Source organism: Streptomyces sp. GQ60, from assembly GCF_059758875.1.
Genome location: NZ_JCAXEG010000003.1, coordinates 583,105 through 598,951, shown reverse-complemented (window position 1 = coordinate 598,951; position 15,847 = coordinate 583,105). Strand labels below are relative to the sequence as shown.

At 73.0% G+C, this 15,847-nt stretch carries 15 protein-coding genes and 1 other RNA gene; 10 read left to right on the top strand and 6 right to left on the bottom strand.

Annotation, left to right across the window (positions count from 1 at the left end; genetic code table 11):
• Positions 1 to 15 precede the first annotated feature (15 nt).
• Positions 16 to 1,224 carry a lipid-transfer protein gene (locus AC6CKD_RS11330; RefSeq protein ID WP_498326887.1) on the top strand — a complete coding sequence of 403 codons (1,209 nt, stop codon included), beginning with the start codon at positions 16 to 18 and terminating at the stop codon, positions 1,222 to 1,224.
• A 37-nt stretch (positions 1,225 to 1,261) separates the two neighbouring features.
• On the opposite strand, the gene AC6CKD_RS11325 is transcribed toward AC6CKD_RS11330, so the two are convergent.
• Both AC6CKD_RS11325 and AC6CKD_RS11320 read right to left on the bottom strand, forming a co-directional pair.
• Entirely contained in the window at positions 1,262 to 1,774 is a 513-nt protein-coding gene (locus tag AC6CKD_RS11325; protein WP_498326886.1) for a hypothetical protein, read from the bottom strand.
• Positions 1,775 to 1,895: 121 nt separating this feature from the next.
• Entirely contained in the window at positions 1,896 to 2,921 is a 1,026-nt protein-coding gene (locus AC6CKD_RS11320) for an amidohydrolase family protein (RefSeq protein ID WP_498326885.1), read from the bottom strand.
• Positions 2,922 to 3,185: 264 nt separating this feature from the next.
• Here AC6CKD_RS11320 and AC6CKD_RS11315 point away from each other — a divergent pair, with 264 nt between their 5' ends.
• Positions 3,186 to 4,424 carry a cytochrome P450 family protein gene (locus AC6CKD_RS11315; RefSeq protein ID WP_498326964.1) on the top strand — a complete coding sequence of 413 codons (1,239 nt, stop codon included), beginning with the start codon at positions 3,186 to 3,188 and terminating at the stop codon, positions 4,422 to 4,424.
• Positions 4,425 to 4,539: 115 nt separating this feature from the next.
• On the opposite strand, the gene AC6CKD_RS11310 is transcribed toward AC6CKD_RS11315, so the two are convergent.
• Complete coding sequence (locus AC6CKD_RS11310) at positions 4,540 to 4,917, bottom strand: response regulator (protein ID WP_498326963.1); 378 nt, start codon at positions 4,915 to 4,917, stop codon at positions 4,540 to 4,542.
• 480 nt (positions 4,918 to 5,397) lie between these two features.
• Between AC6CKD_RS11310 and chsH3 the strand changes: the two genes are divergently transcribed.
• The 3 genes from chsH3 to AC6CKD_RS11295 all read left to right on the top strand — a co-directional run bounded on the left by chsH3 (position 5,398) and on the right by AC6CKD_RS11295 (position 8,424).
• The gene (chsH3, locus tag AC6CKD_RS11305; RefSeq protein ID WP_498326883.1) at positions 5,398 to 6,270 is read left to right on the top strand and encodes an enoyl-CoA hydratase ChsH3; all 873 of its coding nucleotides are present in this window, start codon (positions 5,398 to 5,400) and stop codon (positions 6,268 to 6,270) included.
• Between the two features lie 108 nt (positions 6,271 to 6,378).
• Positions 6,379 to 7,455 (top strand): Zn-dependent alcohol dehydrogenase, encoded by a 1,077-nt coding sequence (locus AC6CKD_RS11300; protein ID WP_498326882.1) that lies wholly within the window; start codon positions 6,379 to 6,381, stop codon positions 7,453 to 7,455.
• Between the two features lie 24 nt (positions 7,456 to 7,479).
• Complete coding sequence (locus AC6CKD_RS11295) at positions 7,480 to 8,424, top strand: 3-oxoacyl-ACP reductase (RefSeq protein ID WP_498326880.1); 945 nt, start codon at positions 7,480 to 7,482, stop codon at positions 8,422 to 8,424.
• A 63-nt stretch (positions 8,425 to 8,487) separates the two neighbouring features.
• Here the strand turns inward: AC6CKD_RS11295 and AC6CKD_RS11290 are convergent, their stop codons facing one another.
• Positions 8,488 to 9,117: an HAD family hydrolase gene (locus AC6CKD_RS11290; RefSeq protein WP_498326878.1), complete on the bottom strand. Its 630-nt coding sequence runs from the start codon at positions 9,115 to 9,117 to the stop codon at positions 8,488 to 8,490.
• Between the two features lie 37 nt (positions 9,118 to 9,154).
• Positions 9,155 to 10,285, bottom strand: a complete 1,131-nt coding sequence (locus tag AC6CKD_RS11285) for a hypothetical protein (RefSeq protein ID WP_498326877.1) — start codon at positions 10,283 to 10,285, stop codon at positions 9,155 to 9,157.
• Between the two features lie 239 nt (positions 10,286 to 10,524).
• Between AC6CKD_RS11285 and AC6CKD_RS11280 the strand changes: the two genes are divergently transcribed.
• The 5 genes from AC6CKD_RS11280 (at position 10,525) to AC6CKD_RS11260 (ending at position 15,317) form a co-directional block, all read left to right on the top strand.
• The gene (locus AC6CKD_RS11280; RefSeq protein ID WP_498326875.1) at positions 10,525 to 11,571 is read left to right on the top strand and encodes an ABC transporter substrate-binding protein; all 1,047 of its coding nucleotides are present in this window, start codon (positions 10,525 to 10,527) and stop codon (positions 11,569 to 11,571) included.
• A gap of 140 nt (positions 11,572 to 11,711) precedes the next feature.
• Entirely contained in the window at positions 11,712 to 12,569 is an 858-nt protein-coding gene (locus AC6CKD_RS11275; RefSeq protein WP_498326873.1) for a Nif3-like dinuclear metal center hexameric protein, read from the top strand.
• Positions 12,566 to 13,309 (top strand): zinc ribbon domain-containing protein, encoded by a 744-nt coding sequence (locus AC6CKD_RS11270; protein WP_498326962.1) that lies wholly within the window; start codon positions 12,566 to 12,568, stop codon positions 13,307 to 13,309. The genes AC6CKD_RS11275 and AC6CKD_RS11270 overlap by 4 nt, the downstream gene beginning before the upstream one ends.
• Complete coding sequence (locus AC6CKD_RS11265) at positions 13,309 to 14,742, top strand: bifunctional RNase H/acid phosphatase (protein WP_498326872.1); 1,434 nt, start codon at positions 13,309 to 13,311, stop codon at positions 14,740 to 14,742. Before AC6CKD_RS11270 ends, AC6CKD_RS11265 begins: the two co-directional genes overlap by 1 nt.
• A gap of 197 nt (positions 14,743 to 14,939) precedes the next feature.
• Positions 14,940 to 15,317: a hypothetical protein gene (locus tag AC6CKD_RS11260; RefSeq protein ID WP_498326870.1), complete on the top strand. Its 378-nt coding sequence runs from the start codon at positions 14,940 to 14,942 to the stop codon at positions 15,315 to 15,317.
• Between the two features lie 71 nt (positions 15,318 to 15,388).
• Here AC6CKD_RS11260 and rnpB read toward each other — a convergent pair.
• Positions 15,389 to 15,790, bottom strand: an RNA gene (gene rnpB / locus AC6CKD_RS11255) — RNase P RNA component class A.
• Between the last annotated feature and the right edge of the window lie 57 nt (positions 15,791 to 15,847).

Sequence of the window (15,847 nt, the reverse complement as noted above, 5' to 3'; positions counted from 1 at the left end):
GCAGTGGGGTCAGACATGAAGTCGTACATCGTGGGCGTCGGCATGACGAAGTTCGAGAAGCCGGAGTCGAGGGACTGGCAGTACTGGGACATGGTGAAGGAGGCCGGCGAGGCGGCGCTCGCGGACGCGGGCATCGACTACGGGCTCGTCGAGCAGGTCCCGGTCGGCTACTGCTTCCAGGCCTCGACGGCCGGCCAGCGGGCCGCGTACGAGCTGGGGCTGAGCGGGGTCCCCGTCTACAACGTCAACAACAACTGCGCGACGGGATCGACGGCGCTGATGATGGCCCGGCAGTTCGTGGAGGGCGGGATCAACGACTGCGTGCTGGCGCTCGGCTTCGAGAAGATGAAGCGCGGCGCGCTGGGCGGCGGTTCCGAGGGAGGGGCCCGCGGCGGAGCCGCTGATGAATTCAAGACCTCCCCGGTCGCCCGCCATTACGGGATCATGGCCGCCGGCCACGGCTTCGAGATGTCCCCGCCGACCGCGCAGATCTTCGGTAACGCGGCGCGGGAGCACATGAAGCTCTACGGGACCACGGCCGCGCAGCTGGCGGCGGTCGGGGCGAAGAACCACCGGCACTCGGCGAACAATCCGAACGCGCAGTTCCAGGACGTGTACACGGTGGAGGAGATCCTCGCGGCGAAGACGATCCACGAGCCGCTGACGAAGCTCCAGTGCTCGCCGACCTCGGACGGGGCGGCGGCGGCCGTGGTCGTATCGGAACGCTTCGTGGAGCGGCACGGGCTGGCCGACCGGGCGGTGGAGATCGTCGCGCAGTCCATGACCACGGACACGGAGGCGTCCTTCTCCTCCGGTTCCTGCATCGACGCGGTCGGCAAACCGATGACGGCGGCGGCGGGGCGGGCCGTCTTCGCGGCCTCCGGGCTCGGGATCGCGGACGTGGACGTCATCGAGCTGCACGACTGCTTCTCGATCAACGAGCTGCTGACGTACGAGGCGCTGGGCATGTGCGAGGACGGCGGCGCCGGGGAACTGGTGGAGTCGGGGGCGACGACGTACGGCGGCCGCTGGGTGGTCAACCCCTCGGGCGGCCTCATCTCCAAGGGCCACCCCCTGGGCGCCACGGGCCTGGCGCAGGCGGCGGAACTCGTCTGGCAGCTCCGCGGCCAGGCGGGCCCCCGACAGGTCCCCGGGGCGAGGGTGGCCCTGGCGCACAACATAGGGCTGGGCGGCGCGGCGGTGGTCACGCTCCTGCGCAAGTAGCTCCGCCGCCGTGCCGGGACCGCGCGGTCCGGCGGGGTCAGCCTTCGCCGGACGTCCGCCGGAGCTCGATCCGCAACGCCGCGAGGTCGCGTACGGACTGCACGGTCACGTAGGTCACCACCGACGTGCCGGGGGCCAGCTCACCGCCGGAGTCCACCGTTCCCTCCCACAGCGACGTGGACGCCTCGCCGCGTGCGGAGTACACGCTCAGGCCCGTCTCGACGCGCTGCTGCACATCGCCGGGGTTGGTGAGCACGACGGGGATCTTCGCCAGGCGCATGTCCTCGTCCTCCCACACCGCCTGGTGCGCGGTGGCGACCTTCTCGCTGCCTTCGCGGCCGGTGGCGACGGCGGGCCCCAGGCCGGCGCGCTGTGCATCGGTGAGGACGTCACCGGCGGGCCGCTTGGCGGGGGCCGCGGTGGCAACCGCGGCGGGGTCGCGGAGTTCGGCTTCCATGCTTTCGGCGAACGTCACCCCGCCCCACACCGTGCCGCCCGCGATCAGGCCCCCGATGAGCAGAACCGCTCCCACGCGTATGTAACGGGCCACGATCAGCCTTCCCATCTCTCGTCGAGGACCGGTCGTTGCGCTGTGATGACCGTCGGCTGGATCTTAGACTCCGCGGAGAACCGGGTACGGCCGAGAACGGGGTTACGGCCGAGGCGGGCGGTCAGACGCGGGCCGGGCTCAGCGGAGCCAGGCTCGGCATCAAGCGCAGCGCGTTGTCCCGGTTGACCGCGCGGCGGTGCGCCGGCGTCAGCGCGGGGTCGTCCGCCAGCGCCGGCAGGGCGATGTCCGTGACCATCTCCGCCGGGCACGCGGGCCAGTCGCTGCCGAAGAGGATGCGGTCGGGGTCCGCCATCGCGAGCAGGGTGCCCGCGGGGGACATGGGTCCGGCCGTGTCGTAGTAGAAGCGGCGCAGGTGGTCCCGGACCACCGCCGGCTCCACGGACGGGGTGAGCGCGCCCGCGAAGGCCTGTACGCGGGTGGCGATGTGGGGGAGGAAGCCGCCCGCGTGCGGCAGGATCACCGACAGGTTCGGGAACCGGTCCAGGGTGGCCTTGTGGATCATGTTCAGCGCGGCCCGCGTCGTGTCCAGGAGGAAGTCGCACAGGAAGTTCGGGATCCCCGGAACGGCCACCGCCGCCGGTCCTCCGGCCGCGCCCCCGCCGGGCAGCGGCAGGTTGTGCGGATGGGTGTCCACGACGGCGGACCGCTCGTCGAGTTCGGCGAAGAGGGGGTCGTAGGAGGGGTCGCCCAGGTAGACGCCCCCGTAGTTCGCCGTCACGTTCACCCCCACCGCCCCCAGCTCGTCGAGCCCGCGCCGCAGCGCCCAGCGCGAGACCTCCGGGTCGTCGAGGAACAGCGGGGCGTGGAACGCGAAGCGGCCCGGATGCGCGTCCGCCACCTCCGCCGCAGCCCGCAGGGTGACGGCCGTGGCCTCGCGGAGCTGCGCGGAGGTCGCGTACCGCGCCGGCAGCATCGGCTTGAGGACGGCGGTGGCGATCCCGGCCCGGTCCATCAGGTCCAGGGCCGCCGCGGAGTCCCAGCGCGCCCACGGCGGAAGGGCCTTCCGGTTCACCAGGCCCTGGCCCTCGGCCCACTCCAGCCACTCCGGGGCGCAGAAATGGTGGTGGACGTCGATCCGGTGGCGACTGCCGTCGTCCGGCGGGGTGAGGTCTGCGATGTCCGGCATGGGGGGACCCTACGGCCGCCCCGCGCGGGTGCTCGCGGGACAGGACGGGGACCCGGCCGATCCGCTCAGGCGGGCGTAGTTTCGGCCCCGAACGGGGTAATCCGTCTTTCCCGGCGTTTTTCGGCCCCCGGGCAGAGGGAGTCAGGTGGCTGGACAGTCGAGCCCCACGAGAGGTCTGAGCCCGTGACGACCGAACCCGCAGTGGCAGTCAGTGACGGCCTTCCCGTCGGCATCCCCGTCGACGCAGCCGTGGCGGCGGTGTCCATGGGCACGCCGGAGTACCGCACGTGCCCCTACCCGGTCTACCGGTCGCTGCGCGAGCAGGCCCCCGTCTGCAAGCTGACGACGCGCCACGGGGTGGACACGTATCTCGTCACCCGGTACGACGACGCCCGGCTCGCGCTGTCCGATCCGCGCATCGGCAAGGACATGCACGAGGGCATCGACATCTACCACGCCGTCTTCGGCGACACCTGCGACGCCCTCGACGACAACCTGATCTTCGCCGACCCCCCTCGGCACACCCGGCTGCGGCACATCGCCCACGAGGCCTTCACCCCGCGCCACGTCAAGCTCCTGCGCCCCCGCATCGAGCAGCTCGCCGGCGAACTGCTGGCCGAGTGCCCGACGGACGCCCCGGTCGACCTGATGACCTCCTTCGCCCTGCCGCTCCCCGTCATGGTCATCTGTGAACTGCTCGGCATCGTCGGGGACGAGCGCACCCAGGTCCTGAAGTGGTTCGGGCAGGTCACGCGGTCCCGGTTCAGCAAGGACATGGCCGATGACCTGGCCGCGGCCGAGCACTGGCTGCGGAACTACTTCACCGGTCTGGTCACCCGCAAGCGCGCGGAACCCGCGGACGACTTCCTCACGGTGCTGATCCGGACGCAGCACGAGGAAGGGGCGCTGACCGACGACGAACTCGTCTCGATGATGTGGGTCCTGCTCTTCGCCGGTCACAAGACCACCACCTACCAGATCGGCAACGCGGTCTTCTCCCTGCTCTCCCACCCGGACCAGCTGGCCCTGGTCCGGGCGGACCGGGGGCTGCTGCCGCAGGCGGTCGAGGAGCTCGTCCGGTACGAGTGCTCCGTGGAGACCTCCACGTTCCGCTACGCCCTGGAGGACCTGGAGATCGGGGGAGTGCCCATCCCCCGGGGCTCGCTGGTCCAGATCGCGATCTCCTCCGCGAACCGCGACCCGGAGAAGTTCCCGGAACCGGACACCCTGGACGTGACCCGGAAGGGGCTGCAGAGCACCCACCTCGGCTTCGGGCACGGCCCCCACTACTGCCTCGGTGCCCCGCTCGCCCGCATGGAGCTGGAGACCGCGTTGACGGCCCTGCTCGACCGGTTCCCCGACATGGTCCTGGCGACCCCGGAGGCGGGCCGCGAGGAGTGGCTCAAGGGACCCTTCCCCGCTTTCCGCGGCCTGGAGAGCCTGCCGGTCGCGCTGGACCCGTCGCGGACGGTCGACGACTGGACGGCGCCCGCCGCCGGCTGAGTCCGCCCTCCACGCCGTCCACGCGCTCACGGCCCCGCCCGCCCCGCGGATCCTCCGGAAGGATCCGCGGGGCGGGCGCATGTCGGGCAGGCAGGGCCTCTGAGGCCTGCGAGGTCTACGAGGCCTGCGGCGCCTGCGGGGCCTCCAGCGCCGGGTCGACCACCGTTTCCCCCCGGGAGGCGCGGCGAATGTCGTCCGCGAGGTCCTCGACGGGGCCGTCCCGCAGCACCAGGCCCGCCGCGCCGGCGGCGAGCGCGGCCTCCGGCAGCCCCGGATGGGCGGAGCCCGTCATCACCAGGATCCGGCATTCCGGGTCCTCCGCCAGGAGCACGGGGACGCGGTCCACCGACTCCGTCAGCGCCACCGCCGGGCGGGCCAGCGCCGAAGCCACGACCTCGATGTCCGGCTGGAGGCCGAGGAGGACCGCCAGGGCCGGGTTCGGCGGGTCCAGGAACACCCGCAGGGATCGGGCAGGGCGCAGGGAAACGGGCATTTCGTCCACCTGGTCAGAGTAGGCCCTCAGGCGTGCCACGCGCCGAACAGCGCCGCGAAGAAACAGACGGCGGCGACGGGCACCAGCCGCGGGGTCCCGTCCCGCCGCGCGGTGGTCGGCGCGGCATCTCCGGGTGACCTTGCTGTTCAGGGGCTCGGCGCGGCGGTCGGGCCGGTGAGCGGGCGGGAGGGAGGCCGGGTGGCTCCGACCGGCCCGCCGGGGAGGCACATCTGACGTGTAGTCAGCGGTCTTCCCAAGTGCTGGGGCGTGCGTTATACATTCCCTCACCGGCAACCTAGAACGCGTTCTAGAGTGCCGGTCCCGCATACGACCTCGGTGCGGCCGACGGTGCGGACGGCCGCGCCGAGGTCTTCCAAGGCGCCGCGCTCGCACAGTCGGTGCCGTACGGCCGGTTCACGACCGGTGCCGCGCAGCCGGTGCCCCGAAGACGGTGTTTCCAACACAGGGAGCAGCACGCCCATGCCGATCGATGCCGCCAAGGCCCTCGCCGCCGAACCCCGCCGGGGGAACATCGCCTGGGACCACAAGGACATCCAGCTCTACCACCTCGGACTCGGCGCGGGGACCTCCCCGAACAACCCCGGGGCCGCCACCGACCCGGACGAGCTGCGCTACACCCTGGAGTCCAAGCTCCACGTGCTCCCCAGCTTCGCGACCGTCGCCGGCGCCGGCATGGCCATGATGGGCGGCCTCGCCGCGCCCGGCATCGAGGTCAACCTCGCCAACGTGCTGCACGGCAGCCAGTCCATCGAGCTGCACCGGCCCATTCCGGTCACGGGACGGGCCGCCTCCACCGCCAAGGTCGCCGCCGTCTACGACAAGGGCAAGGCCGCCGTGATCGTCCTGCGCACCGAGGTCGCGGACGCCGACGGGCCGCTGTGGACCTCCGACGCGTCGATCTTCGTACGCGGCGAAGGCGGCTTCGGCGGCGACCGCGGCCCCTCCGTCAAGGCGGAGCAGCCCGAGCGGGCGCCCGACCGGATCGAGGAGCGGAAGATCCGCGAGGAGCAGGCGCTGCTGTACCGCCTCTCCGGAGACTGGAACCCGCTCCACGCGGACCCCGAGTTCGCCAAGATGGCCGGCTTCGACCAGCCGATCCTGCACGGCCTGTGCTCGTACGGCATGACCCTGAAGGCCGTGGTCGACACCGTCCTGGACGGCGACGTGTCCCGCGTCCGCTCCTACCGCACCCGCTTCGCCGGGATCGTCTTCCCCGGCGAGACCCTGCGGATCCGGATGTGGCAGGAGCCCGGCCGGGTCCTCGTCACGGTGAGCGCCGCCGACCGGGACGACGCCCCGGTCCTCGCCGACACCGTCGTCGAACACGGCTGAGTCGGACACGGCCGAGCCGAACGAGGCCGAGTCGAACGAGGCCGAGCGGACCCGGCAGCCGAAGCACGCGAAACCCCGCAGCCGCAGACACACAGAAGGAGCCGCACCGTGCGCGCAGCACTCCAGAGCGAGATAGGCCAGGACAAGCTCGAAGTCGTCGAGGACATGCGGGCCGTGGGCTTCGGCCCCGGCAAGGTCAAGATCCGCGTCAAGGCCACCGGCCTGTGCCACTCCGACCTCTCCGCGATGAGCGGCGTCCTCCCGCAGCCCGCCCCCTTCATTCCGGGCCACGAGGGCTCCGGCGTGATCACCGACGTGGGCGACGGCGTCACCAGCCACACGATCGGCGACCGGGTCCTGGTCTGCTGGCTCCCGCCCTGCGGCCACTGTCCCTCCTGCCGGCGCGGCCAGGGCCACCTGTGCCTGGAGGCCTTCGGCAACGTGGCCACCCCCAATTTCCAGCGCGGCGACAGCAGCATCTTCGGCTTCGCGGGCACCGGCACCTTCGCCGAGGAGATGGTGGTGCCGGCGGGCTGCGCCGTTCCCATCCCCGACGACGTGCCGTTCGACATCGCCGCCCTGATCGGCTGCGGAGTCACCACCGGCCTGGGGGCCGCCATCAACACCGCCAAGGTGGAGGCCGGTTCCTCGGTCGCCGTCATCGGCTGCGGCGGCGTCGGCATCTCCGTCATCCAGGGCGCCAAGGTGCAGGGCGCGGCCCAGATCGTCGCCGTCGACCCCGTCGCCTCCCGGCGCGAGGCCGCACTGCGCTTCGGCGCCACCGAGGCGGTCTCCCCGGAGGAGTTCGCCGACGCCAAGAACCGGATCACCGCGGGCGAGGGCTTCGACTACGTCTTCGAGGTCGTCGGCAAGTCCGCGACCACGAAGACCGCCTACGACATGACCCGCCGCGGAGGCTCCGTCGTCGTGGTCGGCGCGGGCGCCCTCGACGACAACTACTCGATCAACATGTTCTCCCTCTTCTTCGACGAGAAGAAGATCCTGCCGTCGATGTACGGCGGCGGCGACGTGCTCCGCTCCTACGAGCGCACCATCGCGCTGTGGCGGGCCGGCCGGGTGGACCTGGCGGGCCTGATCACGCACCGCGTGCAGCTCGCCGAGATCAACGACGCGCTCGACCAGATGCGTACGGGCGTGGCCCTGCGCACCTGCATCGAACTCTGACCCGTTTCGAGAGGAACCGTACGGATGTCACTGCCACTTGAGGGACTCGTCGCCATCGTCACCGGGGCGGGCCGCGGCCTCGGCCGGTCCGAGGCGGTCGAACTCGCCCGGCTCGGCGCGAGCGTGGTCGTCAACGACTTCGGGCAGCCCGGCCGCGACGGCTCCGGCGAGGCCTCGGCCGCTCCGGCGGAGGAGGTCGCGGCGGAGATCCGGGCCGCGGGTGGACAGGCGGTGGCGCACCTGGGCGACGTGGCCGACTTCGAGCAGGCGCGCGAGCTGGTCGAGCTGGCGGTGAACAGCTTCGGCAAGCTCGACATCCTGGTCAACAACGCGGGCATCCTGCGCGACCGGATGGTCTTCTCGATGTCGGAGCCGGAGTGGGACTCGGTCATCCGGGTCCACCTCAAGGGCCACTTCAACACGACACACTTCGCCTCCGTGCACTGGCGCGAACGCTCCAAGGCGGCCGGCGGGCCGGTCTACGGCCGGATCATCAACACCTCCTCCGAGGCCTTCCTCGGCGGCTCCGCCGGCCAGCCCAACTATGCGGCGGCCAAGGGCGGCATCGTGGGCCTGACCACGTCCACCGCCCTGGCGCTCGCCAAGTACGGGGTGACGGCCAACGCCATCTGCCCGCGCGCCCGGACCCGGATGACCGAGGACGTCTTCGCGGGCTTCCAGGTCCCGGAGGAGGGCAAGCTCGACGCCCTCGCCCCCGAGCACGTCTCCCCGCTGGTCGGCTACCTGGCCTCACCGGCCTCGGCGAAGGCCAACGGGCAGCTGTTCGTCGTCCACGGCGGCATCGTGGTCGTCATGGAGCGCCCGAAGGTGGCGGCGAAGTTCGACACCACCAAGGAGTCCTTCTCCTACGAGGAACTCGACGAAGTCCTCACCCCGCACTACGACTCCCGCCCGCCGAACGAGACCTTCGCGGCGGCCGAAGTCCTCGGCCTCAAGCACGACGGCTGACACCGTCCCCACGGGGCGGCGGGTCATCGGACCCGCCGTCCCGCAGGCGCGCCCGCCCACCGGTCACCGCAGGAGCGCGAAGGCCAGCGGCCCGTGCAGGTCGGCGGGCTCCCGGTAGTGCACGCCGGTCATTCCGAGCGCCACGGCGGCCTCGATGTTCTCCAGCCGGTCGTCGATGAACAGGCACCGGTCCACGGCCGCTCCCGCCCGCCCGGCGGCGATCTCGTAGATCTCCCGGTCGGGTTTGGCCACGCCCACCAGGGCGCTGCTGACCACGTGATCGGCGAGGTCCGCCAGCCCCAGCGCTTCCAGGTCGTCCTCCAGGTCGAGGGTCGCGTTGGTGACCAGGACCAGCGGCGTGCCCGATGCCCGGAGCCGGCGCAGCATCGCCACCACCGTCCCGTCGGCCGAGAACGGCGACCCGGCGAAGGCCCGGGCCAGCTCGTCCGCGCGGGCCGACGACACCCTGTCGTCCTGCGCGAGCTCGGCCGCGATCGCGTGGACCCACTGCTCCGGGGTCGTGAGCCCCAGGAGCAGCGGCCCGTCCAGGGCCGGTGCGTAGGCGACCGCCGAGGTCGTGCCCGGCGCGAGGCCGGCCGACGCCTCCAGTTCGGCCACGTGCGCCGTGTCGTAGAAGCGGATCACGTTGTCGAGGTCGCAGAGGACCGCGTCGTAGGGCTTGGAGTTCGTCACCGGGCTTGGATAGCAGACGCCCGGAACCCGGAGACGCTCACCCCAGCGGGGCCTGCTGCAAGGGGACCGGCCGGGCGGGTGCGGGCGGGAGGGGGATGGGGTCCAGTCGGACGGGCGGGGGAGGGGCGACCGGGAGGGTCATGCCCAGGAGTCCGCACGGCACTTCGGGGGTGGCGTACGGGAGGTGCAGGCGGCCCTCCGGGGTCCAGCGGCCCGTCGCGCCGAGCCAGCCGGCCGGGGCGCCGAGCCGGAACACGTGCCGGTCGGCGGGGCGCCACAGGGCCAGCCCGGCCACGGCGCCGCCGTAGCCGTCGCCGGCTTCGTCCACCCGCAGGGCCACCCCGCAGCTCTCCGGCATCAGCACCTGCCCCGGCTGCACCGCGAACGGCGTCGCCGTGGCCCCGACGGCCCGCAGGCACTCCGGGAAGCGGACCGGGCGGGCACTGCCCAGGACCCCCCAGCCGAGCCGGGGTTCGCCCGGCGCGTCCGAGCGGATCAGCAGCAGCCCGCTGTCGGGGTCGGCCAGGAGCAGCCGGTCGTTGCTGGCCTCCGCGATCTGGAGCAGCGGCGAGATCTCCCCGGCCCGCCGCAGGTCCACGGCCACGGCCTTGGTCACCGGCCCGTCAAGGCCGTCCAGTTCGCGGTCCAGTGCGAGCAGCCGGCCGGTCCGGTCCAGCCATACCCCGCCCGAACACCGCCCCGGGATCCGGGCGACGCGCTCCGGCCCGAAGGGGACCCCGGCCACCTGCCACACCGTGGTCGACGCGGCCCCCACGGCCAGGGCGAAGGCCCCGTGCCCGTCCGGTGACGGGGGCAGCAGGGTGACCCGTACGCCGTCCACCACGGGGATCGCGCCGAGCTGCAGCTCTCCGGTCCGGGGCCCCGCGCCCGCCTCGCCGCCGCCCGTCGGGTACAGCAGCGCGAAGGCGTGCCGCTCCGCCACCCGACGGTGGATCAGCACCCGCCCGTCGGCCAGCGGCAGCACCTCGCTGTCGGCCTCCTCGGGCTGCGCGAGGGGCAGGGGCACCGCGTACGGCTCGGGCCCGGTCAGCGTCCAGCGCTCCGGATAACGGGCCTCGCCGTCCCCGGCCAGCCGGGCGGCGTAGGACCCGTCCGCGGCGATGGTGAACGGGGTCGCGCTGGTCTTCTCGATGGCACAGACAGTCATCTGCGAGCACCTCCGCCGAGGAACGTAGTGATCGAGCTTCCCCCCGGACAACGCGACAATCCCCGCTTCACACATACGGGTGGCCGGGCGGCGGTTCGGCTGTGGAGGGGGAGGCGATTGTGCTGTGCGATACCAGGGCGTTTAGGGTGAGGGACCTGGTTAGGTACACCTAACCCGCTAATGCGGACCATTCGGTTCTCTTGGCGTGCCGCCCGCTCCCCACCCTCAGGAGACGTCCCATGTCCCTCCGACGCCGCGGATCTGCCGCCGTCGCCCTGGCCGCTGCCGCCGCACTCGTCCTCACCGCCTGCGGAGGCCAGGACGACAAGGCCGCGACGCCGGGCAAGGAGGCCCCGGCCGGGGGCACCGAGAAGAAGGCCGCGGCCCAGGGCGGCAAGGACTTCTCCGACGCGGCGAAGCAGACGGCGGCCTTCGGGACCACCGCCGCCGCGGGACAGTTCCCGCGCACGGTCACCCACGCCATGGGCTCCACCGAGCTCAAGGCCGCGCCCAAGCGGGTCGTCGTCCTCGACGTCGGCGAGCTCGACAACGTGGTCTCGCTGGGCTTGCAGCCGGTCGGCTACGCGCCCACCGAAGGCGACGAGGGCGTCCCCGCGTACCTGAAGAAGGACGCGGGCGAGCCCAAGTCCGTCGGCACCATCAACAACCTCAACCTCGAAGCGATCAACGCCCTCAAGCCCGACCTGATCCTCGGCAGCCAGCTCCGCTCCGCGGACAAGTACGACGCGCTCTCGAAGATCGCCCCGACCGTCTTCTCCATCCGCCCCGGCTTCCCGTGGAAGGAGAACTACCTCCTCAACGCCGCCGCCCTCGACAAGACGGCCGACGCCAAGGCCAAGCTCGACGCCTACCGGGCCAAGGCGGCGAAGCTCGGCGAGGACCTCGGCGAGAAGAAGCCGACCGTCACGATGCTGCGCTACATGCCGGGCAAGACCCGGCTGTACGCCGGCGCCTCCTTCATCGGCACGATCCTGAAGGACTCCGGCATCCCGCGCCCGCAGAACCAGCAGGTCGAGGACCTCGCGGTGGAGATCAGCCCGGAGCGCATGGACGAGGCCGCCGCCGACTGGATCTTCACCGGCGTCTACGGGGCCAAGGACAAGACCAAGCGCGACTCCGCCGAGGCCAACCCGCTGTGGAAGGGCCTGGAGGCCGTGAAGCAGGGCCAGGCCAAGGACGTCCCGGACGAGACCTGGTACCTGGGCCTCGGCGTGACCGCCGCCGACAAGGTCCTCGACGACCTGCGCGGGTTCCTCGTGAAGTAGCCGGCCGGGCCGCCCCGGCCCGCCCCGCGCTCCCGCCCCGGCCCGCCCCGCGCTCCCGCCCCGGCCCGCCCCGCGCTCCCGCCCCGGTTCCGCCGGGATCGGAGCGCCGGGCCGGTCGCCACGGACGGTAGCCTTGGCCTGTGCCCCGTCTCTCTGAAGTCATCGCCGCGCTGGACGCTCTGTGGCCCCCCTCGCGGGCCGAGGAGTGGGACGCCGTCGGCACGGTCTGCGGCGACCCCGACGCCGAGGTCTCCCGGGTGCTGTTCGCCGTCGACCCCGTCCAGGAGATCGTCGACGAAGCGGTGAAGCTGGGTGCCGACCTGCTCGTCACCCACCACCCCCTCTACCTGCGGGGCACCACCACCGTCGCCGCCGGCACCTTCAAGGGCCGGGCCGTACACACGCTGATCAAGAACGACATCGCGCTGCACGTCGCCCACACCAACGCCGACACCGCCGACCCGGGCGTCTCCGACGCCCTCGCCGGCGCCCTCGACCTGCGCGTCACCGGCCCGCTGGTCCCCGACCCGAGCGACCCCGCCGGCCGCCGGGGCCTAGGCCGCCTCTGCGAGCTGGACCGCCCCGAGACGCTGCGCGAGTTCACCGCGCGCGTCGCCGCCTGGCTCCAGCCGACCGCGCAGGGCATCCGGGTGGCCGGTGACCCCGACGCGATGATCCGTACCGTCGCGGTCAGCGGCGGCTCCGGCGACAGCCTCTTCGCGCAGGTCCGGGCCGCCGGTGTCGACGCGTACGTCACCGCCGACCTGCGCCACCACCCGGTGTCCGAGGCCCGCGAGCAGAGTCCGCTCGCCCTCGTCGACGCCGCCCACTGGGCGACCGAATGGCCCTGGTGCGAGCAGGCCGCGGCCCAGCTGGACGCCATCTCCGAGCGCAACGGCTGGGGTCTGCGGACCCACGTCTCGCGCACGGCCACCGACCCGTGGACGGCGCACGCGCCGTCCGTGACATCCCCTTCTCACCCTGGAGCCCCCAACTGAACGCCGAGCCCGCCGACCAGATCCGACTTCTCGACGTCCAGGCCCTGGACGTCCGGCTGTCTCAGCTCACCCACAAGCGCAAGATGCTCCCCGAGCACGCCGAGGTCGACTCGCTGACCAGCGACCTCGCCCAGCAGCGCGACTTCCTGGTCGCCGCCCAGACGCAGGCCACCGACGCCGCCCGCGAGCAGACCAAGGCCGAGCAGGACGTGGACCAGGTGCGCCAGCGCGCCGCCCGCGACCAGGCCCGCCTCGACTCGGGCGCGGGCATCTCCGCCCGCGACCTGGCCAACCTGCAGAGCGAGGTCGTCTCCCTCGCCAAGCGCCAGGGTGACCTGGAGGACGTGGTCCTGGAGGTCATGGAGCGTCTGGAGGGTGCGCAGGAGCGCGTCACCGAGCTCACCGACCGGGTCGCCTCCCTGGAGGCCAAGCTCGTCGACGCCACCGCGCGCCGCGACGCCGCCACCGGCGAGATCGACGCCGAGGTCGCGGGCATCGCCAAGGACCGCGAGGTCATCGTCACCACGATGCCGGCCGCGCTGATCGCCCTGTACGAGAAGATCCGCGTGAAGCAGGGCGGCGTCGGCGCCGCCCGCCTGTCGCAGCGCCGCTGCGAGGGCTGCCGCCTGGAGCTCGACCTCGCCGAGGTCAACGAGATCAAGGCCGCCGCCCGCGACGAGGTCGTCCGGCACGAGAGCTGCGGCCGCATCCTGGTCCGCATGGCCGACGCGGGCATCTGATGCCGCGGTTCGTTGTGGAAGCCGACGGCGGCTCCCGGGGCAACCCGGGGCCCGCCGGCTACGGCTCCGTCGTCCTCGACCCGGTGACGGGCGAGACGCTGGCCGAGCGCGCGGAGTACATCGGCGTCGCGACGAACAACGTGGCCGAGTACAAGGGCCTCATCGCCGGGCTGAAGGCCGCCCGCGAGCTGGACCCGGACGCGGTGGTCCTCGTACGCATGGACTCCAAGCTCGTCGTCGAGCAGATGTCGGGGCGCTGGAAGATCAAGCACCCGGACATGAAGCCGCTCGCGGCGGAGGCGGCGAAGGCCATGCCGCGCGCGCAGGTGACGTACGAGTGGATCCCGCGGGAGAAGAACAAGCACGCGGACCGGCTCGCGAACGAGGCGATGGACGCGGGCAAGCGCGGCAAGCAGTGGGAGCCTTCCGCTTCCTCGGCCGCCCTCGACGCCTCGGCGGCCCGCGCCCTGGCCGCCACCCCGCCGGCGGGCCCTCCGGGTGACGCGGCGAAGGGTGCCGCGGCCGTCCGGGCCGCGCTGGCCTCCGGCGGTGGTACGCGGACCCGGGCGGGCTCTACTGCGGGCGGGACGGCCCGCTCCGCACCGGCCGGCGCCGACACCCTGTTCGGGGACCCGGCCGACCTGGCGGGCCCGGTGCCCGCCGCCGCCCCGGCGCAGTTCCCGACGGTCCCGGCGACCCCGGCGGCCCCCGCTTCCGGGCCGGACACGGCTGCCGAGGCCGCCGGGACCGTCGCGTCCACCGGCACCGTTTCCGCCCCCGCTGCGGGACAGGGCTGGGGCCCCGACATGGGGACCCCCGCCACCTTCGTGCTGCTGCGCCACGGAGAGACCGCGCTGACCCCGCAGAAGCGGTTCTCCGGCAGCGGCGGCAGCGACCCGGAGCTCTCCGAGGCGGGCCGCCGCCAGGCCGCCGCGGTCGCGGAGTCGCTGGCGGCCCGCGGCACCGTCCAGACGGTGATCAGCTCCCCGCTGCGGCGCTGCCGGGAGACCGCGCAGGCCGTCGCCGACCGGCTCGGGCTCACCGTCACCGTCGAAGAGGGCCTGCGCGAGGTCGACTTCGGCGCGTGGGAGGGGCTGACCTTCGCGGAGGCGCGCGAGCGCCACCCCGAGGACCTCCAGGCGTGGCTGGACTCCCCGAGGGCCGCCCCCACGGGCGGCGGCGAGAGCTTCGCTTCGGCCACCCGCCGCATCTCGGCGACCAGGGACCGGCTGCTCGCCGAGCACGCGGGCCGCACGGTCCTGCTGGTCTCGCACGTGACGCCGGTCAAGATCCTGGTCCGGCTGGCACTGGGCGCCCCGCCGGAGGCCCTGTTCCGCATGGAGCTGTCGGCGGCCTCCCTGTCGGCGGTCGCCTACTACGCCGACGGCAACGCTTCGGTCCGCCTCCTGAACGACACGTCCCACCTGCGCTGAGCCACCGCGCCCGGCCGCACGACGAGGCCCCCCGCCCCGACCGGGCGGGGGGCCTCGTCGCAATCCCCGCGCCGCAGCGCGCCGCCGTTTGGTAGAACGGGGTCACGTGCGGACAGGAGGAGGGGCCCCGTGCAGCTGTACCCGTCCGGCTTCCGGTAGCACCCAGGAAGGCCCTGGGGTGCGACTGGAGGCTCTCCGTGTCCCGCACCGCCCACCACATTCCCGCCGAGCGCACCCCGTTCGCCGCCCAGCGGCGCGCGGAGCACGACATCCCCGGCCGGAGTCCGTACAGGGGGCCCTGGCGCCGCGTCGACCTGCGCAGCCTGCGGTACTCCGCCGCGGAGCTGCGTACCGCGGCGGAACAAGGCCGGCGCCCGCAACCGCGGGAGATCCGGCGCGCCTTCGACAGCCGGCGGTACTGCTGCGCCTTCGCGGGATCCCTGTCCGAGGCCGCCGCTTCCGCGGAGCGCGGCTCCCGGGCACGGGCCCGTGCCGCCTGCCGTGCCGCGCTGTACGACGCCGAGACGGTCATCGAGCCCTACCGGCCCCGCTACCGGGCCCACTGGGAGGCGTGACCAACGGCGGCGCCACCGGTACGACGAAACCCCCGCCCCGAACGAACGGGTGAGCGGGGGCTGTTCGCCGACAGACGAGCCGGCCTGTACGCCGGGTTCTGTCACCCGGTGACCTCGCGGTCGCCGGGGAGACGGCCATCCATCTAGGACCGGCGTTGCCGCCGGCCTCGTGCGGTCTACCCGCGAACTCGGGCGGGCAGCCCTCGAACGTTCGCGCAGGGCCGTTCGGAAACGGCCCCTCTTGACCTTGCTCCGGGTGGGGTTTACCTAGCCGCCTGAGTCACCTCAGGCGCTGGTGGTCTCTTACACCACCGTTTCACCCTTACCGGGGGCCGAAGCCCCAGGCGGTCTGTTTTCTGTGGCACTGTCCCGCGGGTCACCCCGGGTGGCCGTTAGCCACCACCCTGCCCTGTGGAGCCCGGACGTTCCTCGGCGGGATCCGGGGATCCCGACGCGGCCGCCCGGCCGACTCGTCTGTCGTGCCGCCCATCGTACCGGCTGCGTCATCACGGCTTGACCTTGACGCAACG